This window comes from Pseudomonas sp. NPDC096917 (assembly GCF_044762555.1).
In the GTDB taxonomy this organism is placed as follows: domain Bacteria; phylum Pseudomonadota; class Gammaproteobacteria; order Pseudomonadales; family Pseudomonadaceae; genus Aquipseudomonas.
In genome coordinates this window covers 1-23,129 of sequence record NZ_JBIWEO010000013.1, presented here as the reverse complement: position 1 = coordinate 23,129, position 23,129 = coordinate 1, and the positions used below count along the sequence as shown (strand labels likewise).

Here is a 23,129-nt window from a genome sequence, read left to right as displayed (position 1 = left end):
TGCGCTCTGTTCGAACTCTATTGAAGAACACTCTGTTCAGTACAAGGAATTGCGTTTTATGAACGACGCCACTCAGCCGCGCTTGCATCCTTTGGCCGACACCTCACCTTCTGCCATGGTCGCAGGCTTCATTGCGATGATGACCGGCTACACCAGTTCATTGGTGCTGATGTTTCAAGCTGGCCAGGCAGCAGGTTTGACCACGGGGCAAATCTCTTCATGGATTTGGGCGCTGTCAATTGGCATGGCCGTTTGCAGCATAGGCTTATCCTTGCGTTATCGCACCCCGATTACGGTCGCCTGGTCAACGCCGGGAGCGGCACTGCTGATTACCAGCTTGGGCGGCGTTAGTTACCACGAAGCAATCGGTGCCTACATCACCTGTGCAGTGCTGGTCATCATCTGCGGCGTGACCGGCAGTTTTGAGCGTTTGGTCAAACGAATCCCGTCCTCTCTGGCTGCGGCGTTGCTGGCAGGCATCTTGTTCAAGATCGGCAGCGAGATTTTCGTTGCTGTGCAACATCGCACCGGTTTGGTTATCGGGATGTTTTTCACCTATCTCATCGTCAAACGCCTGTCACCGCGCTACGCCGTGCTGGCCGCGCTGGTGATTGGCACCCTGATCTCGAGCGTGTTCGGACTTCTGGATTTCAGCGGCTTTGCGCTCGAAGTCGCAGTACCGGTATGGACCACGCCTTCATTCTCGCTGGCGGCCACCATCAGTATTGGTATACCGCTGTTTGTGGTGGCCATGACGTCGCAAAACATGCCGGGAGTCGCGGTATTGCGGGCCGATGGCTATACCGTGCCAGCCTCCCCCCTGATTAGCGCTACCGGCGTAGCCTCATTGCTCCTCGCCCCGTTCGGTTCCCACGGCGTTAACCTGGCCGCCATCAGCGCCGCGATCTGTACCGGGCCGCATGCCCACGAAGACCCAAAGAAGCGTTACACGGCGGCCATGTGGTGCGGAATCTTCTACGGTATTGCCGGCACGTTTGGTGCCACGCTGGCCGCCCTGTTTGCCGCGCTGCCCAAAGAACTGGTGTTGTCGATTGCAGCACTGGCCTTGTTCGGCTCAATCATCAATGGCCTGACGATCGCCATGAGTGAATCGAGAGAGCGTGAAGCGGCACTGGTGACATTTATGGTCACCGCATCGGGGATGAGCCTGTTTTCGGTCGGCTCGGCTTTCTGGGGCATTGTGGCAGGCGTGTTGACCCTGATGATCTTGAACTGGAAAACCCGCTGATCAAGCACATGTACAATCTGTAGCCACTGTCGCGAGTCTGCGCTGGGGTTCAAGGCCTTCGGACCTTATCGCAGCCTTCGGCAGCGGCTACAGTGCCAACCTCTTAAATCGCCATCGCCCCGCCATCAATCGCCAAGGCATGGCCCGTGGTAAACGCAGCGCCGTCCGAGCACAGATAAAGCACGGCACTCGCCACCTCTTCAACCTTACCAATACGCCCCATAGGGTGAACGGCCGCAGCGTATTCAGCCTTTTTAGGGTCTGCCTCATAGGCGCGACGGAACATATCGGTATCGATCACCGCTGGGCACACCGCATTCACGCGGATTTTTTTCTTGGCATATTCAATGGCTGCCGACTTGGTCAGGCCAATCACTGCATGTTTGGACGCCGAGTAAATACTCATTTTGGGGGCTGCGCCCAGACCCGCCACCGAGGCGGTATTGACGATGGCACCACCGCCCTGATTGAGCATCAGCGGCAACTGATATTTCATACACAACCAGACACCTTTGACGTTAACACCCATGATCGCGTCAAACTCGTCCTGCGTCCCATCAGCCAAGCGTCCGTGTTCAATCTCAATACCGGCATTGTTGAAGGCGTAGTCCAAACGGCCGTAAGTGTTAATGGTCTGTTCCATCAAGTGCTTGACCTCACTCTCAAGGGTGACATTGCAACGCACAAATACGGCAATCCCACCGCCAGCCTTGATCTGTTCAACCGTCGCCTCCCCGCTTGCGGCATGCAGATCAGCCACGACGACTTTCAAGCCCTCAGCCGCAAAAGCCTGCGCGGTGGCTCGTCCAATACCCGCACCACCTCCCGTGACCAGCGCCACTTGACCGGAAAACGTCATGCTCATTGTTTTTATCCTCGAAGGGGAAAGACGTGTTCAGTGTAGGCACGCGCTAACAGATGCTTATTATTCGAAGGGATAAAAACCTGCCTACTAAAATCACTCCAACGGATAGAAAACCATTCGTAAAGCCACATTAACTTGCTGTGACGCCCAAGAAGGTCTATCAACAGAGTTTGCCTTAATGATGAGCACCTACGATGACCGCCGAGACTAACCGCCAATTCCTTCTCGCCAAACGCCCCGTCGGAGCAGCCACCCGCGATACCTTCACCTATCAACAAGTCCCGCTTGCCGAGCCCGGTGATGGACAGATCGTGGTTAAAAATGAATACCTGTCCCTTGACCCGGCGATGCGCGGCTGGATGAATGAAGGCAAGTCCTACATTGCGCCTGTGGGTTTGGGTGAGGTAATGCGCGCACTGGGTGTCGGCAAAGTGATTGCTTCAAAGCATCCAGGTTTTGCCGTCGGCGACTACGTAAACGGTGCACTGGGAGTGCAGGATTACTACGTCGGTGAGCCGCGCGGCTTCTACAAAGTAGACCCGAAACTGGCGCCACTGCCTGTGTACTTATCGGCGCTAGGCATGACGGGCATGACCGCCTATTTCGCTTTACTCGAAGTCGGCGCGCCCAAAGCCGGGGACACCGTGGTTATTTCGGGTGCGGCGGGTGCCGTTGGCAGCATTGCCGGACAGATTGCCAAGCTCAAGGGCTGCCGCGTGGTGGGTATCGCAGGCGGAAAAGAAAAGTGCGCCTATCTGGTTGAACAGCTGGGCTTTGACGGCGTCATTGACTACAAGAACGAAGAAGTTCTCGCTGGCCTAAAACGCGAATGCCCTAAAGGTGTCGATGTGTACTTCGACAACGTAGGCGGCGATATTCTTGATGCCGTACTCAGTCGTCTGAACTACAAAGCCCGCGTCATCATCTGCGGCGCGATCAGTCAGTACAACAATAAGGAAGCGGTCAAAGGCCCGACAAACTATCTGTCGCTGCTGGTCAACCGTGCACGAATGGAAGGCTTTGTGGTGATGGACTATGCCGACCGTTATGTTGCGGCCGGGCAAGAAATGGCAAGTTGGCTGGCCAAAGGCCAACTGACAAGCAAAGAGGATATTGTCGAGGGGCTGGAAACCTTTCCAGAAAGCCTACTGAAGCTGTTCAGCGGTGAGAACTTCGGCAAGTTGATTTTGAAGGTCTAAAAACTGCTGTCGCCGCAGCCCAGGCTGCGGCGACATCGCAGGCACGCTTAAGCTATTTCGGCAACAACAGCAGCCAATGCTTTGGCCGGATCAGCCGCTTGGCTGATTGGCCGGCCAATGACCAGGTAATCAGAACCCGCATCCAGCGCCTGGCGCGGAGTCAGAATGCGACGCTGGTCATCCAATGCGCTGCCAGCAGGACGAATCCCCGGCGTTACGAGTTGTAGCGATGGATGCGCGGTCTTGAGCGCTTGGGCTTCCAGAGCCGAGCACACCAGCCCATCCATCCCGGCCTTTTGGGCCAGAGCAGCCAAACGCAAGACTTGCTCTTGAGGCTCGATGTCCAGGCCGATTGCAGCGAGGTCTTCACGCTCCATGCTGGTCAATACAGTCACACCAATCAGCAGCGGCTGAGGCCCGGAACGCTTGTCCAACTCCTCACGGCACGCGGCCATCATCCGCAGGCCGCCCGAGCAGTGAACGTTGACCATCCACACGCCCATCTCGGCAGCTGCCTTGACGGCCATTGCCGTGGTGTTTGGGATGTCATGGAATTTAAGATCCAGGAACACCTCAAAACCTTTATCACGCAGGGTGCCGACAATTTCCGCTGCACAGCTGGTAAACAGCTCTTTGCCTACTTTCACACGGCACAGTTTAGGGTCCAACTGATCAGCCAATTTCAGTGCGGCGTCACGCGTCGGGAAATCCAGGGCGACGATGATAGGAGTCTGGCAGTCGGACATTAGCGGGTTCTCAGGCTGGTCGAAATCGGCGCGCATTGTAGCGGAAGCGGTCGTCTACCGGCACCCGATGATCGTATTTTCATGACTTTAATCATCTTCAGGCGAACCATCGCGCGCAAAAAGATAACCGGCCTACAATGAAACCAGTGGCTGCTCACACACTCAATAGGATAGACAGCAACACGCCGCGCAAATTTTTTGCTCAGCATCTTGCTCATCAAGGAGAAAACGATGCCCTGGTATGCCTGGTTAATTCTCATCGTAGCCATCGGCGCCATTGTTGGCGGCCTGATGACCTTACGCGAAACTGCCAACAAAGTTGAACTGACCGACGAAGAACGCAAGCGTGTTGCTGAACGCAATGCCGAGATGGATGCAAAGGAATCAAGGGACAAATAACACAGAGGTCGCTCTCAGTGTGGAATCAAGAAATTGAGTTCTGAGAGCAATTCTCAAAACACCAAAAGCTAAACAAACGTGTAAAGCCTTGATACTCAACACGATGATGCTTTTATTGGATTAAAGAGACAACTGCCATGCGGTACTCTGAAAATCATAAGCCCTACCCCATCAGCGCATCATCAAAGAAGCCGCAGGGCTTTTTCGCATAGACGGGATTGGGGCGACAGGCTTGCAGCCCCTCATGAAAGCCAAAGGCCTCACACACAGTCGTTCTATGCTCGCTTTGCTTGCGAAAACGAAGGGGTAGAAGAAGCATTGAGCAAGCTGCCGGCGAAATAAACGGTTTTTGCACGGACATATTCAACTCAACCCAACCGCTGAACGCCTTTATCAATACCTACCTGTCGAAGTGGCACGTGACGTCGCCGCACGAAGGCTGCCCACTGCCGACCATGTCTGCTGAAATGGCAAGACAAGGGATTGCCAGCCCAATCACCGACTCTGCGCTCAACGCTCGACTCAAACAAATCGAAAACACGTTGCAAGGGCCTGATACAGAAAATCAAAGCATTATGAACTTCGCGCCCCCTGGTAGGGCGCTGGTGCTTGCTCGTAGCGCAGAGAATGATGCGTTAAGAGAGAAAATATTGGATGTGACGCGCAACACGTTGAAGCAACCGGTGGAATAAACCCAATCGTAACAATCAAAAGGCCAGTCATTGACTGGCCTTGTGCGTTCAAGCGCTTAATTTAGTTAACCGAGACCCTGTCGCGATTCTTCTCAAAAATAGCCTTGCCGATTCCTTTGACTTCCAGAAGCTCATCCGCCGAGGCAAAGTCACCGTTAGCCTCACGATAAGCGACAATTGCTTTTGCCTTGGCAGAGCCTATACCAGAAAGCTCACGCTGAAGTGTCGCCTCATCTGCTGTATTAAGGTTGATTGTCATAACTTGGGTATCAGGCGAAGCAATCGTAGCTACAACCGGTTGAGCCGCATCTGTCGTAGGCGTCGCGTGAACCGCGCTGGACATACCGACCATTAGAGCAAGAAACATAGAAGGGAGAAAGGCAATACGCATAAGTGACACTCCAATACATCGTTAAGTGGAAACAGCTTTCCTGAGCTGTATTCCAAACATAGGCGATGAGGGAGGCGTGTCAAAAATGTGTCAATTGCAAGGTGTGTACGCCAAAACAACAGCGCACTAATTTAATACCTTGCGCAGTGAAAAAACGGCTGGAGACAGGTAAATATTGATCATTTTTATTGAAATAGAGCTTTACGGCCAAAACACCTCCAGGAAAATGAGGTGTTTGCATCGATGAGAAAAATCATTATTAGCGAGTATGTCTAGTAGCCTTGAGCAAAGGCATAGATTATTCTGCCTGCAGGTTAATCAAGTTCCATCGGAGCTGACAACCCACACCCTCAAGGTGAATGACGTCGGTAAAATCATGAACGAGGTGGTCATCACTGACCATAAGAGCTCCGCCACTAGTAACAGGCCCTCACAACCGAATGAATACAGAATACACAGCAGAGTCCATAGCCATATCGCTTTCAATAGTGGCGATCTTCTTGCTTTTCTCGACATTATTCAAAGAGAAAATCGAAAAAGCCGAGATAAAACATGATTATAAATTCATTAATGGCCTTAGAGGTTTAGCCGCTGTTTTTGTATTTATCAATCACGCACCGTTTATCCTTACCAACCTAGGAATCACAAACAATACATTCTCGTCTTGGGGGTGGATCTATCCAAACCTCGGGTCATTCGGTGTTCAAATATTTTTCTGCATTACCGGCTTTTTGTTTTTTGACAAGCTGATGAAAACACCCAATATGCAATGGGATAATTTTTTTGAAGGCCGAGTACGAAGAGTCGCCCCTTTATATTACTTCTCTTCAGCCATTGTTTTCTTGATAGCCTGTTTTTTTTCAAGCTTTGAAATATTCAATAAAGACACACTGCTTACACTTGCAAGCATGCTGACGTTCAACTTCCTCGATGGTCCATCTAAAATTGGCCACATCATTTTAACCCCACTCAACTCTGTCACTTGGACACTGGTACATGAATGGCGATTCTATGCCGTATTACCCCTGATCGCTCTGGCCTACAGATCAAAATATAACAAGCTGATACTGGCCACTGCAGTGGTATTAACAGCCATAGACCTAAGTGTCAGCGCTGTTGTCTGCTGGTCCTATTTTCTGACGGGAATCGTGGCGGCCGTTCTTCATAAAAAAATCCAATGCTCGAAGCTTAACGCCGGAATCTTATCAACACTGGCGCTGGGCATATTTATTTACACGTGTGGTGTCAAAGAGGCACAAGGATATGGCTCATTAAGATTCGTATTGACATCCTGCTTTTTTCTATGCATCACATTGGCAAATCCTAAAGTACTGCACGCCCAATGCTTAAATCGATTGAGCGATATCAGCTACAGCATCTACCTCATGCATCTACCTGTACTTTATCTGACGTTCCAGACCGCTTCATTATTCCTGGATTTATCCGCGATCTCCAAAACCACATTTTGGTCGATCAACATGCTTGCTATTCCCTTGGTAACCTCTATTTCGACACTCACGTTTATCCATATAGAAAAGCGATACATGAGAAAAAAGTAACGACAACGTGAGCAGCAAACTACAGAGCGTTATTTCAAGATAAAAAAAGCCAGTCAATGACTGGCTTGGCTCTACTAGGCCCAAAGGCCATGAATCAGTGACACCGGACCCTGCAACCATCGCAGAATAATGACATTTAAGAACGGCTCTGCTGATGAACCCAGTCAACAATTTCGCCCTCGGGCGAATAACCACTCACGGTATTACACAGTATCTGCCGGACTTGCACATAGTCATCTTGGTGAACGGCATGCATCAACTGTGTCAATCTATCTTTCAGCTCATCCCAAGACAACATATCTTCGTTTGCACGCATAATCATGGGGTGCTGGGTAGCTGCGACGTTATCACCGATAAGCAACTCTTCATAAAGCTTTTCACCAGGACGCAGGCCGCTGAATTCGATGGTGATATCACCATGCAAATTCTTTTCCGAGCGCACACTCAAGCCTGAAAGGTGAATCATCTTCTCGGCCAATTCAACAATGCGTACAGGCTCCCCCATGTCGAGAACAAACACATCACCGCCCTGGCCCATTGAGCCTGCCTGAATAACCAACTGCGCAGCTTCAGGGATCGTCATGAAGTAACGAGTAATCTTGGGGTGAGTCACAGTCAATGGCCCACCGGCTTTGATTTGTTTATGAAACAGAGGAATCACTGAGCCCGAAGAACCCAACACATTACCAAAACGAACCATGGTAAATCGGGTTTTATTGACTCGTGACACATTGGACGAGTCACCAAACAAAGCGGGAGCTATTTCTTGGCTCAGCGCCTGCAACGTCATTTCAGCCAAACGCTTGGTACTCCCCATCACATTGGTCGGGCGTACCGCCTTGTCAGTAGAGATCAATACAAAGTTGGCAACACCCGACTGCAAAGCTGCCTGTGCGGTATAAAGAGTGCCCATAACATTATTCTGCACACCCTCAGCCACATTATGCTCAACCATAGGCACATGCTTATAGGCCGCGGCGTGATAGACAGTGTCAACATGCCAGGTTCGCATCACATCCAGCAATTTCTGAGGGTTACGTACAGAGCCCAAAATCGGCAAAACACGCACCATCAGTGACTCACATTTAACGCGCTGCTCCAGCTCACTGAGAATGCTGTAAAGATTAAACTCCCCGTGCTCGAACAAAAGCAATGTAGTGGGCTTCAGGCTCAGAATCTGTCGACACAGTTCGGACCCGATGGAGCCACCTGCCCCTGTGACCAGAACACACTTGCCTTTAATGCAGTGTTCCAACAGTTCTGCTTGTGCTGGAACAGCATCACGGCCTAGCAAATCAGCGACATCCACTTCCTGGATATCATCAACCTTCACTCGGCCGCTGGCCAAGTCCATGAAGCCTGGAACACTGCGCACGTGAAGTGGGAAGCCTTCTAGCAACCCCAAAATCTCACGACGTCGAGCACGTGATGATGAAGGAATGGCCAGCAGCAACTCTTGAGCGCCAGTCCGGTCGATCATTCTCTGCATATCTTCAGGCTTGAAAACCTGCAAGCCAGAAATAACCCGATCAGCAATGCTGTCATCATCGTCAACAAATGCCACAGGACGCATAAGGCGGCCCATCCGAAGCGCGGCGACCAGTTGGTTACCTGCAGCGCCGGCCCCGTAAATAGCGACACGTGGCAACCCGTCATCTCGGCTGGTAAATGGCACGTGCTGTGCGGCGGAGAACCAGTCGCCCAAGAAGTATTGCCGCATGGCCAGGCGTAAACCACCGAGCATGATCAAACTCAACCACCAATAGTTGAAAATGATCGAGCGCGGCACGACGTTGTCGTGGTTGCTGTACCAGTACACAACAACAGCAAGAATCAGCGCGGACAGGCTGACCGCTTTGATAATGGCTATCAGGGCATCATTGCCAAAATAGCGCATGACGGCGCGGTACATCCCGAAGCGAACGAAGAGAGGGATAGCAATGAGAGGAGCGACTACAAATAGCCAAACATGTGCTTTGACAGGATTGATCATGTCGTCGAGACCCAAGCGAACGACAAACGCCAGCCACAAGGCAAACCAAACGAGGATGACGTCTGTAAGTACTTGAATAAAGCGCTTTTGTCGCCGAGACAAATTTAATAAATATGATCGAATTATATCCATAACATCTTTGAACACCTGTGCCGCTCCAAAATCAATCCGCAATCTTTTGCTCAATGCAATCGTAGTATTTATACGGTAGCACCAGCTTCCAATGATGCTTCCTGCATAACGCTACTCAGTGTCTGACAGCTGAAGTCTACCTCTTGTTCAGTAAGTGTTGGATGAACTAGAAACATCAGGCTGGTTTCACCCAGCTCTTTTGCGTGTTCAAGGCGCTGCGTCGGGCGCCAGCCGGTGTTGTCAAAGGCTTTCTCAAGATAGACCTCGGAACACGACCCGGAAAAGGCAGGTACCCCTCGAGCGACTATTTCAGTGAGAATGCGATCACGGGACCAGTCAGATTTAAGTTTTTCGGGGCGCACAAACACATAGCACTTGTAAGCCGCATGCACATCATCGGCTGGCAAGACAGGTACACGAAGGGCCGGCAATTGCTGGGCGGCGCTCCAAATCCGCTGGGCATTTCTCAGGCGAGCAGACTGCCAGTCATGCATACGCCGCAATTGAATGCGACCTATAACAGCTTGCACCTCAAGCATGCGCCAGTTAGTCCCAAAACTTTCATGCAACCAGCGAAACCCCGGAGCATGCTCGCGCTCATAGACAGCTTCCCAACTCTTGCCATGATCTTTGTAGGCCCACATGTCAGCCCAGAGCTGGCGATCATTGGTCGTGACCATTCCCCCTTCTCCGCCCGTGGTCATGATTTTGTCCTGACAAAAGGACCAGGCGCCAATATGCCCGATAGAGCCTACGGGGCGGCCTTTATACAAGGCGCCATGAGCTTGAGCACAATCCTCAATGACTTTGAGCCCATGTTCTTCAGCTAAAGCCATTATCGGGTCCATATCACATGGCCAGCCCGCCAAATGAACGCAGATCAGCGCCTTGGTGCGAGGACTCAAAACCTTGCGAATAGACTCAGCGGTAACGTTTTGCGAGTCCAAATCCACGTCAGCAAATACAGGCACCGCACCTGCATTGACAATACTTGAAACCGAAGCAAGGAAAGTACGTGATGTCACGATCACTTCATCGCCCGCTCCAATGCCTAGCGCTTGCAACGCCAAATCCAGTGCCACAGTACCGTTGGCTAAAGCGACGGCGTATTCAGTGCCGGACCACTTCGCGAACTCTTTCTCAAAAGTACGTGCTTCCTGACCGGTCCAATAGTTGACCTTGTTAGAAAGGATTACATCCCGGACAGCGTCGGCCTCTTCTTCTGTGAAGGACGGCCAAGGAGAAAACTGTACATTACTCACTAATCACCACCCATAACCTCAATATTAAAAAATACCAGTGCACATCAGAAAAACGATAAACCCTACTTGGAACCAATATCAGTCATCACCAGATCTTAAAACTCTGGCAGGTACACCGACAACAGTCAAATCGTCAGCTGTATCCTCAACAACTACGGCTCCTGCGCCAACCTTTACATTCGAGCCGATGTGAATTGACTGTCGGATACTCGCACCAATACCAACCCAGCTCAACCGGCCGATTTTAACCCCTCCTGCTAATCTAGCACCTGGACTGATATGAACATAATCCGCTAGGCAGCAATCATGATCAATACTGCACCCGGTATTAAGAATCGAGCCAACTCCAATGGTCGCATATGAATTAACTACAACCCCTGCAAAAACAACTCCACCCTTGCCAATACTGGCGTATCGACTAATGGTTGCAGCGGGATGAATCAAAGAAACAAGCGGAGCTTGTGCGGCAAGCAGTTCAGTAATTTTCGAATACCTGATTTCGTTACTGCCGATAGCCACTATAACGCCATCAAACTCGTGCAAGCGCATCAGGAGTTGCTGGCTATCTCCCGAAACATACCAGTGTTCAACCTTCTCTATCGCAGGCCAGCGATCATCAAAGAACTCTATATCGTTCCAACCGCAAACTTCTGCGGTGTCGGCTACTACTTTACCGTGCCCTCCAGTGCCCAAAATCGCCAGTTTTTTTGCAGGCTTATCCCCTGCAAACTTAGACATGGTTGCCTCACCTGTGGCATTGATGCCTTCACGAACAAATACTTTTTTAATAGTGAGCGCAATGATCTTCAAGTCTAACCAAAAAGACTTATTATCGACGTACCAGGTATCGTACTGAAATTTCTGCTCCCAACTAATTGCATTTCTACCGTTGACTTGCGCCCATCCGGTAATACCAGGCTTAACATCATGGCGACGACTCTGCTCAGCACTGTAAAGAGGCAAATATTCCATCAACAGAGGCCTAGGCCCCACTAAACTCATATCACCTTTAAGTACATTCCATAGCCCCGGTAGTTCATCCAGACTACTAGAACGTAGAAATGATCCAAAAGGCGTCATTCGCTCAGAATCAGGTAACGGGTCACCACGATCATCGACAGAATCTTTCATGCTCCGAAACTTCAACATCTCGAAGGGAACACCCTTAAGACCTGGACGGGTTTGCCTAAATAATACTGGACTGCCTAATTTGCGTCGTACCGCAAAAGCAAGATAAGCAATAATTGGCGACAACAGCAACAAGCCCAAAAGCGAAGCTGTAAAGTCAAAAGAACGCTTAATCAATGTTCAATTCCTGTAGATAGAATGCATTCATTCGCCCCCAATGAACCGCTTGATCGTAACGTTCCGCGATTCGAGATCGAGCAAATGCCCCCATTTTCAAAAGTTCTGTTTTAGGTGTGTTGACAGCTTGACTCATTGCGATCTGCAAACTGGAAACATCCCGCGGCTTAGCGACCCACCCATTCAAACCAGGCTCAATAATTTCGTTGCTACCGTTTATGTCTGTTACAACGGCCGGCTTACTCATAGCGCCCGCCTGCAGAACAACATTAGGAAAGCCTTCACGGTAACTCGGAAGAACCAGAGCATCACACGCTTCAAGCGCATCACGTATATCCGGTTTAAAACCTAACGCATGAATTCGTTGGTGCTCCTTAAAAAGAGTTAGGGTTGCACTGTCTACAGGTGCCTCAGCATCCAGTTCTCCGACCACTATCAAATGCACAAAATCAGGCAACTCCAAAAAAGCCTGACCTAACTCTCTCAATCCTTTATCTCTATTGAGACGGCCAATATAGCAGAATACGAAATCCTCATCCGCAATACCCAAAGACTTTTTCAGCAGCTCTGCCTTAGAGCTAATAGCCTCAATACCAGGCTGAAAAAAACCTAAATCAACGCCCGCAATATTGCCATAACCAATCACCGACATATTCTTGCGAGTCACTCCGAAAGACAGTAAATCCCGCCTTACTCCCTCTCCTTCCGGAACGATTCGAGTCGCGAGCATGCAAATAATACGGTCAATATTGACAAGCAGTATTTTTTTTAAGCCTGTTTGAGTAGGAAATATAAGCCCGGTAAAGGTATGTATTCTTACAGGAACACCGCATATGAAAGCGGCGATCATTGAAACCAATCCAGCCTTGGGTGTGTAGGAGTGAACCACTGATGGCTTTAACTTAAACAGCAGCCTACACATATTAAAAATCGACAAGAGATCTGACAAAGGACTTATGCCACGTTTCATAGGAACCACATGAAACGGAACACCTTCTTTAGCAGAAAGCGTTTCCTCGGCACCTTCAGCCGAACTAGCCAAATGAACGGAAAAATTGCGATTAAGAAAGCGCGGCTGAAGAGACAGTATTGTCTTAAGGGTTTCAGGCACTGTTGTAACTATTAACATCTTCGCTTCTTTCATAATCAAGCCTTAAATTTCAACACGAAACAGCTATCAATCACGATGTGTAGATGCGCGCCCAAACATCAACTATTTCATTGATAGAGTAATTTTCGACTATTCTTTCTCTTGCTGAGGCCGATAATTTCCGGCTATCTTCGGGGGAAAGATCGAGAGCGGCAGACATCGCCTGCGCAAGTGCAGTTGGGTCTTTGCGAGAAACCAAGTATCCACACCCGCCCAATACTTCTTTAACACCGCCGCAATCGGTAGCCACAACTACTTTTTCTGATGCCATCGCTTCAGCGACCACTAGCCCAAAGCCTTCCCATGCGGAAGACAGTGTGTATAAATCTGCGGCATTATAGATTTTATTGACATCTGATCTTACGCCCAAAAATCTAACATACTGTGAAAGGCCCAATAACTTCACTGAACCGGCTAACTTTTCTCTTTCAGGACCGTCGCCCACAATCCACAGTTTAACGTTCGATCTTTTCTGACAAAGCTCACTAAAAGCGCTTAACAAATTCCCATAGTCTTTTGCATCAACTAACCGCCCGACTGCGACGATAAGCTTTTCGTCCTCACCCACATGCTCAGAAGTTCTTATCTCTTCTCTGGCTAATAAGTCAGGCTTAAAAATATCGGTATCAATACCGTTAGGTATCGCTTGCATAGTTCCTACGGGGCATGCTTTTTTTTGCTCAAAGACATGAACCGCCTCGAGCGTAACGTTAGTGGTTACATCGGCCAAGGAATGAGTTAACCGGTATGCCAGCATTCTGGCACGGCCTCCCTCATTAGTATTATGTGCCGTATTGATCAATTTCTTGATAGCACAAAAAGGTCTAACTATACGCGTAAACAAATTAGCATGAACCATGTGCGCATGGACAACATCGGGCACAAAGTCTTTTATTATCTTTCTAAGCTTAATGATGCCAACCATAAACCCTGGCATCGTTTTTTTAAGATTTAACGGCAGGAGTTCAATATCATTTGACTTAGGACGTAACAAGGCCGGCCCTGTAAGATAACAAATCTTGACCTCATGCCCTTGACTACTAAATCGATCAGCCAGATCGAGAACTTGCCGCTCTGCGCCGCCAACACCTAACCCAGTGATAACATAAAGGATCTTCATCTTAGTGCCCTTTCCTACCTAGAAGGTGATATAAACGGCACTGAGCATACCGAACAGCACATTTGATTTTTCGTGATAAAGTTTTTTCCCGCGAAATTTGCTGACTATAATAGCAACCAAATCCTAACGGATTCCGACGCAAGTTAGCGTTGAAGTTTGCAGAATATCCATCTTCTAAATACTCACACACATAGAGCACTTTATTTCCAAAAAATTTAATCACACCTTCATCTGATACTCTGTTCCAAACCAATAACTCCGGCACAAATTTCTCACCCTCAAACACTGGAAATGGGTGTTTGATAAGCGCCTGACGCTGGAATATATAAGCCAGGTCGCCTTGATAATAATTTCCGGCTGCTGTCGGAGTCATGATCGTAAACTCTGTCGGTAAACCCTCACAAGGTCGTCCTATGATGCCTCCAGAAAAATTTTGTTTCCTAAAGCAATAACCAATTGTAGTTTCACCTGCATCTTTAATAAGAGTATCCGTAAAAACGGCCACAGCATCCGCAGGAAGGGCATCATCGCTGTCAACAAAATAAATCCACTCACCACTACTTACGCTAACCCCCGAGTTAATAGCGACATGTTTACCTGAGTTTTTTTGCTTGACAATTTTCATGGGAAAAGAAGCTCTGACTTGGAAATCCTTTAAAAGGCTCTCGGTCTCATCAGCACTCCCATCATCTACCACCACCCACTCAAAATTCAATTTAGTTTGCTTTTGCAAACTCTCAAATAATCGGGGAAGCGTGTAAGCCCTATTATAAGTGGCCGTAACAACTGTCAACATGCGCTACTCTCTACCCGCTTAATATTTATCGCAAACGCCACTAACGACGCTGAAAAAACAATCTCCGACAACACCAACCCGTAGACAACACCTTTCAAGTCAAATTCATACGAAAGCAACGCAGCTAGAATCAATGAAAAAAACGAGAAAAATATCAGCAGAAAACTTAAAATCCGATCCTTGCCCAGAGGCATGAATATCGTTAGCCCCATCGCTTGATTCATCATTCTGAAAGGAATAACAAAAACAAAAATACGCAGGATCACAATTGCTTCTTCAAACCCAGGGCCCAACATCAAGCTGACTAAATAATCACCCAAAACAAATATGATACCCGCCCCTACAACGCCTAAAAAAAACAAACCCGCGACAATAAAAGTAGAAAACTTCAAATTTAGAGATGTGGACTGCAATAACTTCCTGCTCAAGTAAGGGTACAAGCCTATTAATACTGGCCCTACCAAGCCTACAGAAGCCTTTATTATTTTCTCGGCAGGAGCAAATTTCGCAACGGCTGCTTGGCCGCACATCACACCGACTAAAGCAGGCCCGGCACTCATCATTATATTATTTGAGCTTTTATATAAGAAACTGTGAAAACCGTCTTTTATCTGTTTAACTCCACCTTTGGCCACAAACGAAAAACCACCGACTACTCTATACACAAGATAAAAGCCAACTGCGGTATTTAGCAAAGCAAATGACGACATAATCATCAGCGCGTTACGTGCATCTTCAGGTTGAGAGACAAATATAAACAGCACGAACAACCCTACAAATCTCAAACACACCTCAAAGACTACCGGAAATGTTATTTTTTCTAAACCTTGAAATAACCAAATACTGCTAAATCCGTATGCAAAAAAATACAAGTAGCCCCACACAGCAGCTTGCGGCTTGATATCGACTGTGGCGATAGACATGATCAAAAGTGAAGTGACTACCATCCCCGCAGTCAACATTATTTTTGCAGAAGTTATTTCATTATAAATTTTCGACAGCAGCGGTTTCTCACCAACACATAGTGCGACTTGCCTCGATCCGCTTAAGGAAAATCCATATTCCACAACCAAAGAGCACAACAATGCAGTTGTTTGAATAAGCAATATATGCCCATACTCGTCAACCCCTAAAGCTCTGGCTAAAATTGGAATTTCTAGAATAGGGATCAGATAGCTCACTAACTGCGCAACAAACAGCAAACCTACATTCTTAAATTGCAGAATCATGTTATGCCTCTACCTGATCTTCATTTTCACTGGCAACTATTCGCTGAGAAAATGCAGACAACATAGAGACCATCAAAATCCATATCCCCCACTCAGAGAGCTCTGTGCTGAAGGGGTGAAGCATCATTATAAGGGCATAGCCTAATACCCCGCCAAATGCAGCAATTGAATAAGCCAGGTTTTCAGGAGACTTGATAGATAAAGATTTTAAACTGATAAGCCTTCCAAGAAAGAACATAATAGGCGAAAACATAAGTACAACCATACCTATAAAACCTAAAATACCTAGATCACCTAATGATGAAAGGTATGCATTGTGTACTACCATATTCTCACCATCGACCAAGGACGTGGCTGTACCAAACCCGCACCCTAAAGGAAAACATTGCTGAGCATGCATGACGCCATCGGCGAGCATTTGTGTGCGTGTGGGATCCCCCGCTGCAAGTCTATTTAATACAAGCGGCTCTTCTGCATGGCTGATAAAAACATACCCGCCACTGTAAAGCATCAACAACCCTATACCGCCCAGACACATTACTAAAGAACATACCAAAGCTGTTTTCGGCTTCAAATAAGCACATAACAAAACAAACAGCAGTACCACCATCGCCAGGATTAAAAACCCCGTTCGACTCGAGTCGGCTTTCAGCAAGAAAAGGCCGCCAATTAAAGCAACTAAAGAGAGAATCCTACTCCCTGCGCCAAATACCAGTCCAGCAATGACAAAACCTATAAAAAACGCTGGTGTTTTCCATAAGACCCCAGGGTATGCAAACTGACTACCTTGCCGCCCATCCCCTAGTTCAACATATAGTTCTCGCAGGGAATATTTAGATATCAAGAATAAAAACAGGCCAACCATTATTGATATCAAACTTATCTTGTAGACATCTGCCCCAACCAAGTCACGAGCATTAACAAATACACAGAAAAATGCCAATGCGATAAAAAAAATCTTAACACCTTGATATAAGGTATAGGCATTTTGATTAGCAACACCACTCAACACAAAAGACACCAGTACCAGCATAAACCCTACCAGGTACACAAATAACTCAGCACTTACAGTCCGGATATACAGGCAAGAAGATAAAAACAACCCCATACATATAACAACACACCACAATACCCAGTAACCCGCAGAGCCTATAATAAATCTCACATCACCCAGCACTATCAATAAACACGCGCACAACACAACACATACTGAAATCTTATTACTCTTCAACTTCATCCCTCCGAGCCTGCACACAAAAATTTTGACCCAGCGTGCCTAGTACCCAAAGAGACTTCTTACCCGGGGAGCTTCACAAATACTGGTGCGGCCTTATCTTTATCACTTAAATAATACTCACTTAATACTGGCCACCGAATCCCCAGACACGTATCGTTCCACAACACGCTCCGCTCTGAATCCTTGTTGTAATATTCGGTAACTTTATAGCTCACTCGTGTGTCGTCCTCTAACGCTAAAAAGCCATGTGCAAAACCTGCAGGAACCCAGAGCATTTTTTTATTCGCGTCACTCAACTCGAGTGCAAACCATTCACCATAGGTAGATGACTCTACGCGCAGATCTACTGCCACATCAAAGACTGCACCATGAGACACACTTACCAGTTTTCCTTGAGCAAAAGGCGCCAATTGGTAATGCAATCCCCTGACAACTCCCTTTTTCGAACTTGATACATTATCCTGAACAAAGCACTCCGGGGCCTCTAATTTCAGTGACTGTAAACCCATCCGAAACCGCTTTAAGTTAAAGCTCTCTGAAAACCAGCCACGATCATCCTTGAAAGTATCAGGCTCAACAATAACCAACCCTGAAATAGGTGTCGTAATAAATTTCATATATCACGCTTTTCTGACATCAGACGCAACAGGTAGTGCCCATAACCTGTTTTTTTAAACTTCTCTGCTTGCTGAGCCAACTGCTCTGATGTGATCCAGCCAAAATTGAATGCAATCTCTTCCAGGCAAGCAATTTTCAAACCTTGTCGTTGCTCAATCGTTCGAACAAAACAACTTGCCTCAAGTAATGATTCATGTGTACCTGTATCGAGCCACGCGAAACCACGCCCTAACACTTCAACCGTCAAACTATTTTGTTGAAGGTACATACAGTTGATATCAGTTATCTCGAGTTCGCCACGCAAAGAGGGCTTAATATTTCTGGCAAAATCAACAACCTTATTGTCATAGAAATACAGACCTGCCACGACATAGTTGGATTTTGGTATTTCCGGTTTTTCCTCAATGCTGACCACACGCCCGAAGCTGTCGAATTCAACCACACCGAAGTTTTCAGGATCAGAAACATGATAGCCGAATACCGTGGCTCCAGAGGTTTTTGACATTGCAGCTTTTAAGTTCTCTGAAAAGTAATGCCCATAAAAAATATTATCACCCAGGATCATGCACACTGGATGACTGCCAATGAATGCCTCACCAATGATAAAGGCCTGCGCCAAACCTCCTGGCGTCGGCTGCTGCGCATAACTCAGGTCAATACCGTACTGGCTACCATCACCCAATAATTTTCGGAAGCTGGGTAAATCTTCAGGCGTTGAAATAATTAATATTTCACGAATACCCGCCAGCATGAGAACAGACAGCGGATAGAAAATCATGGGCTTGTCATAAATAGGTAACATCTGCTTGGACACCCCAAGTGTAAGGGGGTGCAAACGTGTACCCGCACCGCCAGCGAGGATGATGCCTTTACGTTGGAGGGTGGTCATGTCGCGAGTACGTCCTTAATTTTCCTGCCAACTCCTCCTGCCCCAACTAGCACAGGGGGAAGTTCTGCGTTAAAAACACGCTACCGCCCCAGGATTATTCGTCAATTCCCTGAGAACGGTTTTCATTATTGACTGTTCAGACCGCAGCCACAGCCTCAGCCTGCTTTATCGAGTCGTGATACTCGCTAATGGCAAACTGATCTGTTGCTGGCGGTTCATTAGGTTGATAAGCAGAATGACTCTTTCTTCGCCGTCCATGGACATGAATATGGACTCAATGCCTGGGAAGCCTTGATCAAGGATGGTGACTTTGTCACCCGAGTTAAACGTCGAGATGATATGCGTGTCGGCACGCAATTGCAGCTGAAGGATCAACTCGTGACTGACCGCCAATGGCCGACCTCCAAAAGCAACCACCCGTGCAACTCCGCGCGTTGAACGCAAGGGAGCCCAGTTGGCTCCTTCCGGCATATGAATAAATAGGTAGCCTGGAAACAACGACTCTTGGACACAGCTCATTTGGCCACGTTGCACCTTTTCACGCCTGCAAACCGGACGTGAACATTCATAGCCCTGTCGCTCGAGGTTTTCCTCTGCACGTTCGTCTTGTCTGGGCTTGCATTGCACCAGGTACCAGTCGCCTGATTCCGGCACGACAGGGTCGCGGGGGACTGTGGTGTTTGTTATGTGCATGGGCAATTCATTAAGGGGTTCGTCCGTGTTTTACCATTGTGCGGCGCATGTGCAAATGACAAGCAACTGGTTCTTTTCATCACTGCGACTGGAATCCCAGTGGCGGCTTCAAATTCGTCGGAATGTGTAGATCGACAATTTTGTTTTGAGCCTGATACAGGCCCAACAGTTCCTTCGCCAATGCATTCCTTGCCGGCTCATCGCCATGGACCAAGTGTATTTCTTCGGGCCATTGCTGCATACCTGAAACAAAATCCAGCAAGCCTTGCTGATCGGCATGCGCAGAATACCCGCCCAAGGTACTAATGCCAGCACGGATAATACAGCGCTTACCCTCCAATTCAACAAAACCACCTGACGGGCCATGTTTTTGTATCAACGCACCCGGCGTCCCCCCAGCTTGATAGCCCGTAAAAAGCACATTGTGCCTTGGGTCAGCCAACATGGCTTTCAGATAGTTCACTATGCGACCGCTGGAGCACATGCCACTGGCTGCAATTACGATCGCAGGGCGGCCAGTGTTGGCCAGAAAGTTGACTGCTTGCACGTGTTGGGCGTGACTGTCGATCATGATCAGTTGCTTGAAATGCAAGGGCTTACGCCCTCCTGCAAGTCGCTTTTGTGCTTCAACATCCCAATAGCTGTCCAGCTCACGATAGACCCTGGTTAGCCGGCTTGCCAAGGGTGAGTCGAGAATGACCGGTAATTGAGGCCAAGTGACAGGTAGAAACTGATCCGGCACAGGAACGGGCAGACCAGGATCCAATAGGGCTCTTCGATGCAGAATATCTTCGATTTCGTAGAGCAGTTCTTGAGTACGTCCAATGCTGAACGCTGGAATCAATAGTGTGCCGTGATCAGCCAGCGCTCTATTAATAGCACTTTCCAGTCGCTCCTGACGTTTTGAGCGATTTTCATGCACGCGGTCGCCATAAGTGCTCTCAAGAATCAGCACATCAGCACGACTTGGGGAGCGAGGGCCCTGCAAAAGCGGTGTGTGGGGTGCTCCCAAGTCGCCCGAGAACACGATCCGGCGTTGCAAACCGGTATTCGGGTACACAAGGTCGCACTCGACATAGACGGATCCGAGTATGTGTCCTGCTCTTTGCAGGCGGATCCTTGCGTGCAGGGCCTCTGCTTGCTCAATGCTGAACCAATGGCCATAGGGTAGCGCGATGATTTGTTGCTGTAGACGCTGTAGGTACCGCTCAACTTTTTTTGGCTCGCGGCTAAATTCAAGCCTGAATGCGTCTTCAAGGACTAGCGGGAGCAATTTGGCCGAAGGTTCACTGCACAGAATAGGCCCTGTAAAACCCGCGGCCAGCAAATAAGGAATACGTCCTACATGATCAGCATGAACATGAGTGATGAGCAGGGCTTTTATACCCTCGAGCGAAAAATTTATAGGTGGATGTTGTACGTTGCCATCCAGTGCGACTCGCTCATCCCCCCCTTGAAATAGTCCGCAGTCAATTAGAAGACTGCTGTGGGCGTTCATTTCAAGTTGATGACAAGAGCCTGTGACGCCGTCGATCGCGCCGTGATGCCTAATAGTGGGATACGGCATGTGTTTGCCCTCACTAAAGCCTCACACAGAGGCAACTTCCTCACAAAATAAGACTGAGGGCCAGACCACCTGCGGCATCCATCAGCCCCTGACAATTGCGAATTTTTTGCACTGCCATTAGCATTTTTCAGGGTAATCGCAAGTACCGATGCAGTGCTTTGAAGAGGTTCTACTCTGTGCATCGCTGCCAAACGCCAGACTAGAACAGCCAAAACAACGAACAGACCTCCAAGCCCCTCCATAAAATAAAGCGACCGTTAGCAGACAAGCGCAGGCAAAAGCAGAAAGCCCCCAAAAGAGCCTTGGTAGCCAAAATAAGGGGATCTTGATGCCAGACCACCTTAAATAAGCCGAAAACATCGACTTCAGAGGCTGAGTTGGAGCCTGGAGTGTGGAAGAGACCGCTCATCAATATAGGCGCCTGCCATCAAACAGAAATGGCTGGCTCGTATACGCAGATATTCATAGATGCTTATGCCTATGTAGAACCTGGCACATCCCGAAAATGCGCATAAAAAGCACGGAATTAGCTAACAATCGAGAACTGCGCGCATCTTAACGGCATCGTAAAACTATAAGCAGAAGACAAAGCTTGGCAGCATGTAGGAAACCTCCTAGCTCATTACTTCCCGTCCCCCCACACTTCTCAATCAATCAGCCAACCGCACGGCTTGTTCAGGGTCCCCTTATGCAATTCAGCAGAAAGGTCAGTCACATACTCTTATGACTTCAACAGATTGCGCTTCAACTTGGCAGCCTTGCGCTTATAAGCAATGAAGCCCATTGCAGGCCCAATCGCCATACCCAGCAACAACGCGCCGATAAAGATCAGCGATGCGGGCAGTTCAGGTGAACTCCACCCGAGAAAAACCAATGAAGTGGGTTGCTGGTTTTCGAGGATAAAAATCATCGTCGCGAAAACTACGACCAATGCAAACGCCACCAGAACTGCACGCTTAAAGCTACTCATGGGTAACCCCTGCCTCCCTAAGGATTAAATATCGTCTTCCTCGTCTTCGTTCACTCGATCCCGAAGCTCCTTGCCCGGCTTGAAATGAGGAACAAATTTACCGTCGAGACTTACAGATTGACCGGTCTTTGGGTTGCGACCAACCCTGGGCGCTCGGTAGTGCAGCGAAAAACTACCAAAGCCACGGATCTCGATTCGATCTCCGGTCGCCAGGCACTGTGACATTTGTTCAAGCATGGTCTTGATAGCCAACTCCACATCTTTGGATGAGAGCAGCCCTTGATGGGTGACAATTCGTTCGATCAACTCCGACTTCGTCATATTTTTCCCTTCTTTTTCAAGCAGCTAGATCAGCGCTTCAAAGGTTTTAGCATGATCGAAAGAATTTGAACAGCCCAGCGCTTGACTTATCTTGGCCAATCTCTCAGCAATGGCGCGGGCAAGCCCAAAACAAATAAACACCATCACCACCAAGCACTACCCGCCTAAAACCTAGCGCGAACCCGCGCAGAGCGGCATTGTCTTAGTGGCGCACCAACCCAAGGGTTTTAAATAAAAGCCTCTCACCCCCCTACAGAGGAGCGCAGGCTGGCCTCTGACACTGGCAGCGATCCAAAGCATGTTCTCGCGACAGTTAATGCTTAAATCGCAGACACAAAAAAGGGCGACCGAAGTCGCCCTTTTTTATGGTCAATCAGAACTTAGTTCTGCTTTTCCATTTGTGCACGCAACAGGTCGCCCAAAGTGGTCGGACCAGCAGCGATCTCAGAGGTAGCTGGCTTGTCGCGCAGGCTCTGGATTGCTTCCTTCTCGTCTTCAACGTCTTTCGACTTGATGGACAGTTGGATTACGCGGCTTTTACGATCAACGCTGATGATCTTGGCTTCTACTTCTTCGCCTTCTTTCAGAACGTTGCGCGCATCTTCGATGCGGTCACGGCTGATTTCGGAGGCTTTCAGAGTCGCTTCGATATCGTTGGCCAGAGTGATGATGGCGCCTTTAGCGTCAACTTCTTTCACGATGCCCTTAACGATTGCGCCTTTGTCGTTCTCTTGTACGTACTCGGAG

21 protein-coding genes and 3 pseudogenes are annotated in these 23,129 nt (G+C 48.5%); 5 read left to right on the top strand and 19 right to left on the bottom strand.

The window, feature by feature from the left end; all coding sequences use genetic code 11:
• Nucleotides 1-58: 58 nt before the first annotated feature.
• Nucleotides 59-1,249 (top strand): benzoate/H(+) symporter BenE family transporter, encoded by a 1,191-nt coding sequence (locus ACIQYF_RS16255; RefSeq protein WP_402863729.1) that lies wholly within the window; start codon nt 59-61, stop codon nt 1,247-1,249.
• Between the two features lie 103 nt (nt 1,250-1,352).
• On the opposite strand, the gene ACIQYF_RS16250 is transcribed toward ACIQYF_RS16255, so the two are convergent.
• Nucleotides 1,353-2,114 carry an SDR family oxidoreductase gene (locus ACIQYF_RS16250; protein WP_402863726.1) on the bottom strand — a complete coding sequence of 254 codons (762 nt, stop codon included), beginning with the start codon at nt 2,112-2,114 and terminating at the stop codon, nt 1,353-1,355.
• Nucleotides 2,115-2,308: 194 nt separating this feature from the next.
• On the opposite strand from ACIQYF_RS16250, the gene ACIQYF_RS16245 reads away from it, so the two are divergent.
• On the top strand, nt 2,309-3,313 hold the full coding sequence (locus tag ACIQYF_RS16245) for an NADP-dependent oxidoreductase (protein WP_402863723.1): 1,005 nt from the start codon (nt 2,309-2,311) through the stop codon (nt 3,311-3,313).
• Nucleotides 3,314-3,360: 47 nt separating this feature from the next.
• On the opposite strand, the gene pyrF is transcribed toward ACIQYF_RS16245, so the two are convergent.
• Nucleotides 3,361-4,059 carry an orotidine-5'-phosphate decarboxylase gene (pyrF, locus tag ACIQYF_RS16240; protein ID WP_402863720.1) on the bottom strand — a complete coding sequence of 233 codons (699 nt, stop codon included), beginning with the start codon at nt 4,057-4,059 and terminating at the stop codon, nt 3,361-3,363.
• 231 nt (nt 4,060-4,290) lie between these two features.
• On the opposite strand from pyrF, the gene ACIQYF_RS16235 reads away from it, so the two are divergent.
• On the top strand, nt 4,291-4,458 hold the full coding sequence (locus ACIQYF_RS16235; protein ID WP_402863717.1) for a DUF2897 family protein: 168 nt from the start codon (nt 4,291-4,293) through the stop codon (nt 4,456-4,458).
• A 137-nt stretch (nt 4,459-4,595) separates the two neighbouring features.
• A pseudogene (locus ACIQYF_RS16230) lies at nt 4,596-5,150 on the top strand (TetR/AcrR family transcriptional regulator).
• 61 nt (nt 5,151-5,211) lie between these two features.
• Here ACIQYF_RS16230 and ACIQYF_RS16225 read toward each other — a convergent pair.
• On the bottom strand, nt 5,212-5,541 hold the full coding sequence (locus ACIQYF_RS16225) for a ComEA family DNA-binding protein (protein WP_402863714.1): 330 nt from the start codon (nt 5,539-5,541) through the stop codon (nt 5,212-5,214).
• A 440-nt stretch (nt 5,542-5,981) separates the two neighbouring features.
• On the opposite strand from ACIQYF_RS16225, the gene ACIQYF_RS16220 reads away from it, so the two are divergent.
• Nucleotides 5,982-7,100 (top strand): acyltransferase family protein, encoded by a 1,119-nt coding sequence (locus ACIQYF_RS16220; protein WP_402863711.1) that lies wholly within the window; start codon nt 5,982-5,984, stop codon nt 7,098-7,100.
• 136 nt (nt 7,101-7,236) lie between these two features.
• Here ACIQYF_RS16220 and ACIQYF_RS16215 read toward each other — a convergent pair whose 3' ends face one another.
• From ACIQYF_RS16215 to ACIQYF_RS16140, 16 genes and pseudogenes are all read right to left on the bottom strand, one after another.
• A complete protein-coding gene (locus tag ACIQYF_RS16215) occupies nt 7,237-9,225 on the bottom strand; it encodes a polysaccharide biosynthesis protein (RefSeq protein WP_402864117.1) in 1,989 nt (662 codons plus the stop codon).
• Between the two features lie 68 nt (nt 9,226-9,293).
• A complete protein-coding gene (locus ACIQYF_RS16210) occupies nt 9,294-10,487 on the bottom strand; it encodes a DegT/DnrJ/EryC1/StrS family aminotransferase (protein WP_402863708.1) in 1,194 nt (397 codons plus the stop codon).
• A gap of 78 nt (nt 10,488-10,565) precedes the next feature.
• Nucleotides 10,566-11,180, bottom strand: a pseudogene (locus ACIQYF_RS16205) (NeuD/PglB/VioB family sugar acetyltransferase); the annotation flags it as partial.
• Nucleotides 11,181-11,201: 21 nt separating this feature from the next.
• Nucleotides 11,202-11,792, bottom strand: a pseudogene (locus ACIQYF_RS16200) (sugar transferase); the annotation flags it as partial.
• Complete coding sequence (locus ACIQYF_RS16195) at nt 11,785-12,936, bottom strand: glycosyltransferase family 4 protein (RefSeq protein ID WP_402863705.1); 1,152 nt, start codon at nt 12,934-12,936, stop codon at nt 11,785-11,787. The gene ACIQYF_RS16195 and the pseudogene ACIQYF_RS16200, both read right to left, overlap by 8 nt.
• A gap of 37 nt (nt 12,937-12,973) precedes the next feature.
• Nucleotides 12,974-14,062: a glycosyltransferase gene (locus ACIQYF_RS16190; protein ID WP_402863702.1), complete on the bottom strand. Its 1,089-nt coding sequence runs from the start codon at nt 14,060-14,062 to the stop codon at nt 12,974-12,976.
• Between the two features lies 1 nt (nt 14,063).
• A complete protein-coding gene (locus ACIQYF_RS16185; protein WP_402863699.1) occupies nt 14,064-14,858 on the bottom strand; it encodes a glycosyltransferase family A protein in 795 nt (264 codons plus the stop codon).
• On the bottom strand, nt 14,852-16,087 hold the full coding sequence (locus tag ACIQYF_RS16180; RefSeq protein WP_402863696.1) for an oligosaccharide flippase family protein: 1,236 nt from the start codon (nt 16,085-16,087) through the stop codon (nt 14,852-14,854). Before ACIQYF_RS16180 ends, ACIQYF_RS16185 begins: the two co-directional genes overlap by 7 nt.
• Nucleotide 16,088: 1 nt before the next feature.
• Complete coding sequence (locus ACIQYF_RS16175) at nt 16,089-17,120, bottom strand: hypothetical protein (protein ID WP_402863693.1); 1,032 nt, start codon at nt 17,118-17,120, stop codon at nt 16,089-16,091.
• A 263-nt stretch (nt 17,121-17,383) separates the two neighbouring features.
• Nucleotides 17,384-17,941 (bottom strand): dTDP-4-dehydrorhamnose 3,5-epimerase, encoded by a 558-nt coding sequence (gene rfbC, locus ACIQYF_RS16170; RefSeq protein WP_402863690.1) that lies wholly within the window; start codon nt 17,939-17,941, stop codon nt 17,384-17,386.
• Nucleotides 17,938-18,831, bottom strand: a complete 894-nt coding sequence (gene rfbA / locus ACIQYF_RS16165) for a glucose-1-phosphate thymidylyltransferase RfbA (RefSeq protein WP_402863687.1) — start codon at nt 18,829-18,831, stop codon at nt 17,938-17,940. Before rfbA ends, rfbC begins: the two co-directional genes overlap by 4 nt.
• Nucleotides 18,832-18,996: 165 nt before the next feature.
• Entirely contained in the window at nt 18,997-19,524 is a 528-nt protein-coding gene (gene rfaH, locus ACIQYF_RS16160) for a transcription/translation regulatory transformer protein RfaH (protein ID WP_402863684.1), read from the bottom strand.
• 79 nt (nt 19,525-19,603) lie between these two features.
• Nucleotides 19,604-21,091: an MBL fold metallo-hydrolase RNA specificity domain-containing protein gene (locus ACIQYF_RS16155; RefSeq protein ID WP_402863681.1), complete on the bottom strand. Its 1,488-nt coding sequence runs from the start codon at nt 21,089-21,091 to the stop codon at nt 19,604-19,606.
• Nucleotides 21,092-21,812: 721 nt separating this feature from the next.
• Nucleotides 21,813-22,061 (bottom strand): lipopolysaccharide assembly protein LapA domain-containing protein, encoded by a 249-nt coding sequence (locus ACIQYF_RS16150; protein ID WP_402863678.1) that lies wholly within the window; start codon nt 22,059-22,061, stop codon nt 21,813-21,815.
• A gap of 24 nt (nt 22,062-22,085) precedes the next feature.
• Nucleotides 22,086-22,382, bottom strand: a complete 297-nt coding sequence (gene ihfB, locus ACIQYF_RS16145) for an integration host factor subunit beta (RefSeq protein ID WP_003447108.1) — start codon at nt 22,380-22,382, stop codon at nt 22,086-22,088.
• A 380-nt stretch (nt 22,383-22,762) separates the two neighbouring features.
• A partial coding sequence (locus ACIQYF_RS16140) for a S1 RNA-binding domain-containing protein (protein WP_402863674.1) occupies nt 22,763-23,129 on the bottom strand: 367 nt, incomplete at its 5' end.

What these genes read in the sequence shown, in the direction of transcription:
- ACIQYF_RS16255 (WP_402863729.1), top strand. Translation starts at nt 59, where the DNA reads ATGAACGACGCCACTCAGCCGCGCTTGCATCCTTTGGCCGACACCTCA.
- ACIQYF_RS16250 (WP_402863726.1), bottom strand. Translation starts at nt 2,114, where the DNA reads ATGAGCATGACGTTTTCCGGTCAAGTGGCGCTGGTCACGGGAGGTGGT.
- ACIQYF_RS16245 (WP_402863723.1), top strand. Translation starts at nt 2,309, where the DNA reads ATGACCGCCGAGACTAACCGCCAATTCCTTCTCGCCAAACGCCCCGTC.
- pyrF (WP_402863720.1), bottom strand. Translation starts at nt 4,059, where the DNA reads ATGTCCGACTGCCAGACTCCTATCATCGTCGCCCTGGATTTCCCGACG.
- ACIQYF_RS16235 (WP_402863717.1), top strand. Translation starts at nt 4,291, where the DNA reads ATGCCCTGGTATGCCTGGTTAATTCTCATCGTAGCCATCGGCGCCATT.
- ACIQYF_RS16225 (WP_402863714.1), bottom strand. Translation starts at nt 5,541, where the DNA reads ATGCGTATTGCCTTTCTCCCTTCTATGTTTCTTGCTCTAATGGTCGGT.
- ACIQYF_RS16220 (WP_402863711.1), top strand. Translation starts at nt 5,982, where the DNA reads ATGAATACAGAATACACAGCAGAGTCCATAGCCATATCGCTTTCAATA.
- ACIQYF_RS16215 (WP_402864117.1), bottom strand. Translation starts at nt 9,225, where the DNA reads ATGGATATAATTCGATCATATTTATTAAATTTGTCTCGGCGACAAAAG.
- ACIQYF_RS16195 (WP_402863705.1), bottom strand. Translation starts at nt 12,936, where the DNA reads ATGAAAGAAGCGAAGATGTTAATAGTTACAACAGTGCCTGAAACCCTT.
- ACIQYF_RS16190 (WP_402863702.1), bottom strand. Translation starts at nt 14,062, where the DNA reads ATGAAGATCCTTTATGTTATCACTGGGTTAGGTGTTGGCGGCGCAGAG.
- ACIQYF_RS16185 (WP_402863699.1), bottom strand. Translation starts at nt 14,858, where the DNA reads ATGTTGACAGTTGTTACGGCCACTTATAATAGGGCTTACACGCTTCCC.
- ACIQYF_RS16180 (WP_402863696.1), bottom strand. Translation starts at nt 16,087, where the DNA reads ATGATTCTGCAATTTAAGAATGTAGGTTTGCTGTTTGTTGCGCAGTTA.
- ACIQYF_RS16175 (WP_402863693.1), bottom strand. Translation starts at nt 17,120, where the DNA reads ATGCTGGTACTGGTGTCTTTTGTGTTGAGTGGTGTTGCTAATCAAAAT.
- rfbC (WP_402863690.1), bottom strand. Translation starts at nt 17,941, where the DNA reads ATGAAATTTATTACGACACCTATTTCAGGGTTGGTTATTGTTGAGCCT.
- rfbA (WP_402863687.1), bottom strand. Translation starts at nt 18,831, where the DNA reads ATGACCACCCTCCAACGTAAAGGCATCATCCTCGCTGGCGGTGCGGGT.
- rfaH (WP_402863684.1), bottom strand. Translation starts at nt 19,524, where the DNA reads ATGCACATAACAAACACCACAGTCCCCCGCGACCCTGTCGTGCCGGAA.
- ACIQYF_RS16155 (WP_402863681.1), bottom strand. Translation starts at nt 21,091, where the DNA reads ATGCCGTATCCCACTATTAGGCATCACGGCGCGATCGACGGCGTCACA.
- ACIQYF_RS16150 (WP_402863678.1), bottom strand. Translation starts at nt 22,061, where the DNA reads ATGAGTAGCTTTAAGCGTGCAGTTCTGGTGGCGTTTGCATTGGTCGTA.
- ihfB (WP_003447108.1), bottom strand. Translation starts at nt 22,382, where the DNA reads ATGACGAAGTCGGAGTTGATCGAACGAATTGTCACCCATCAAGGGCTG.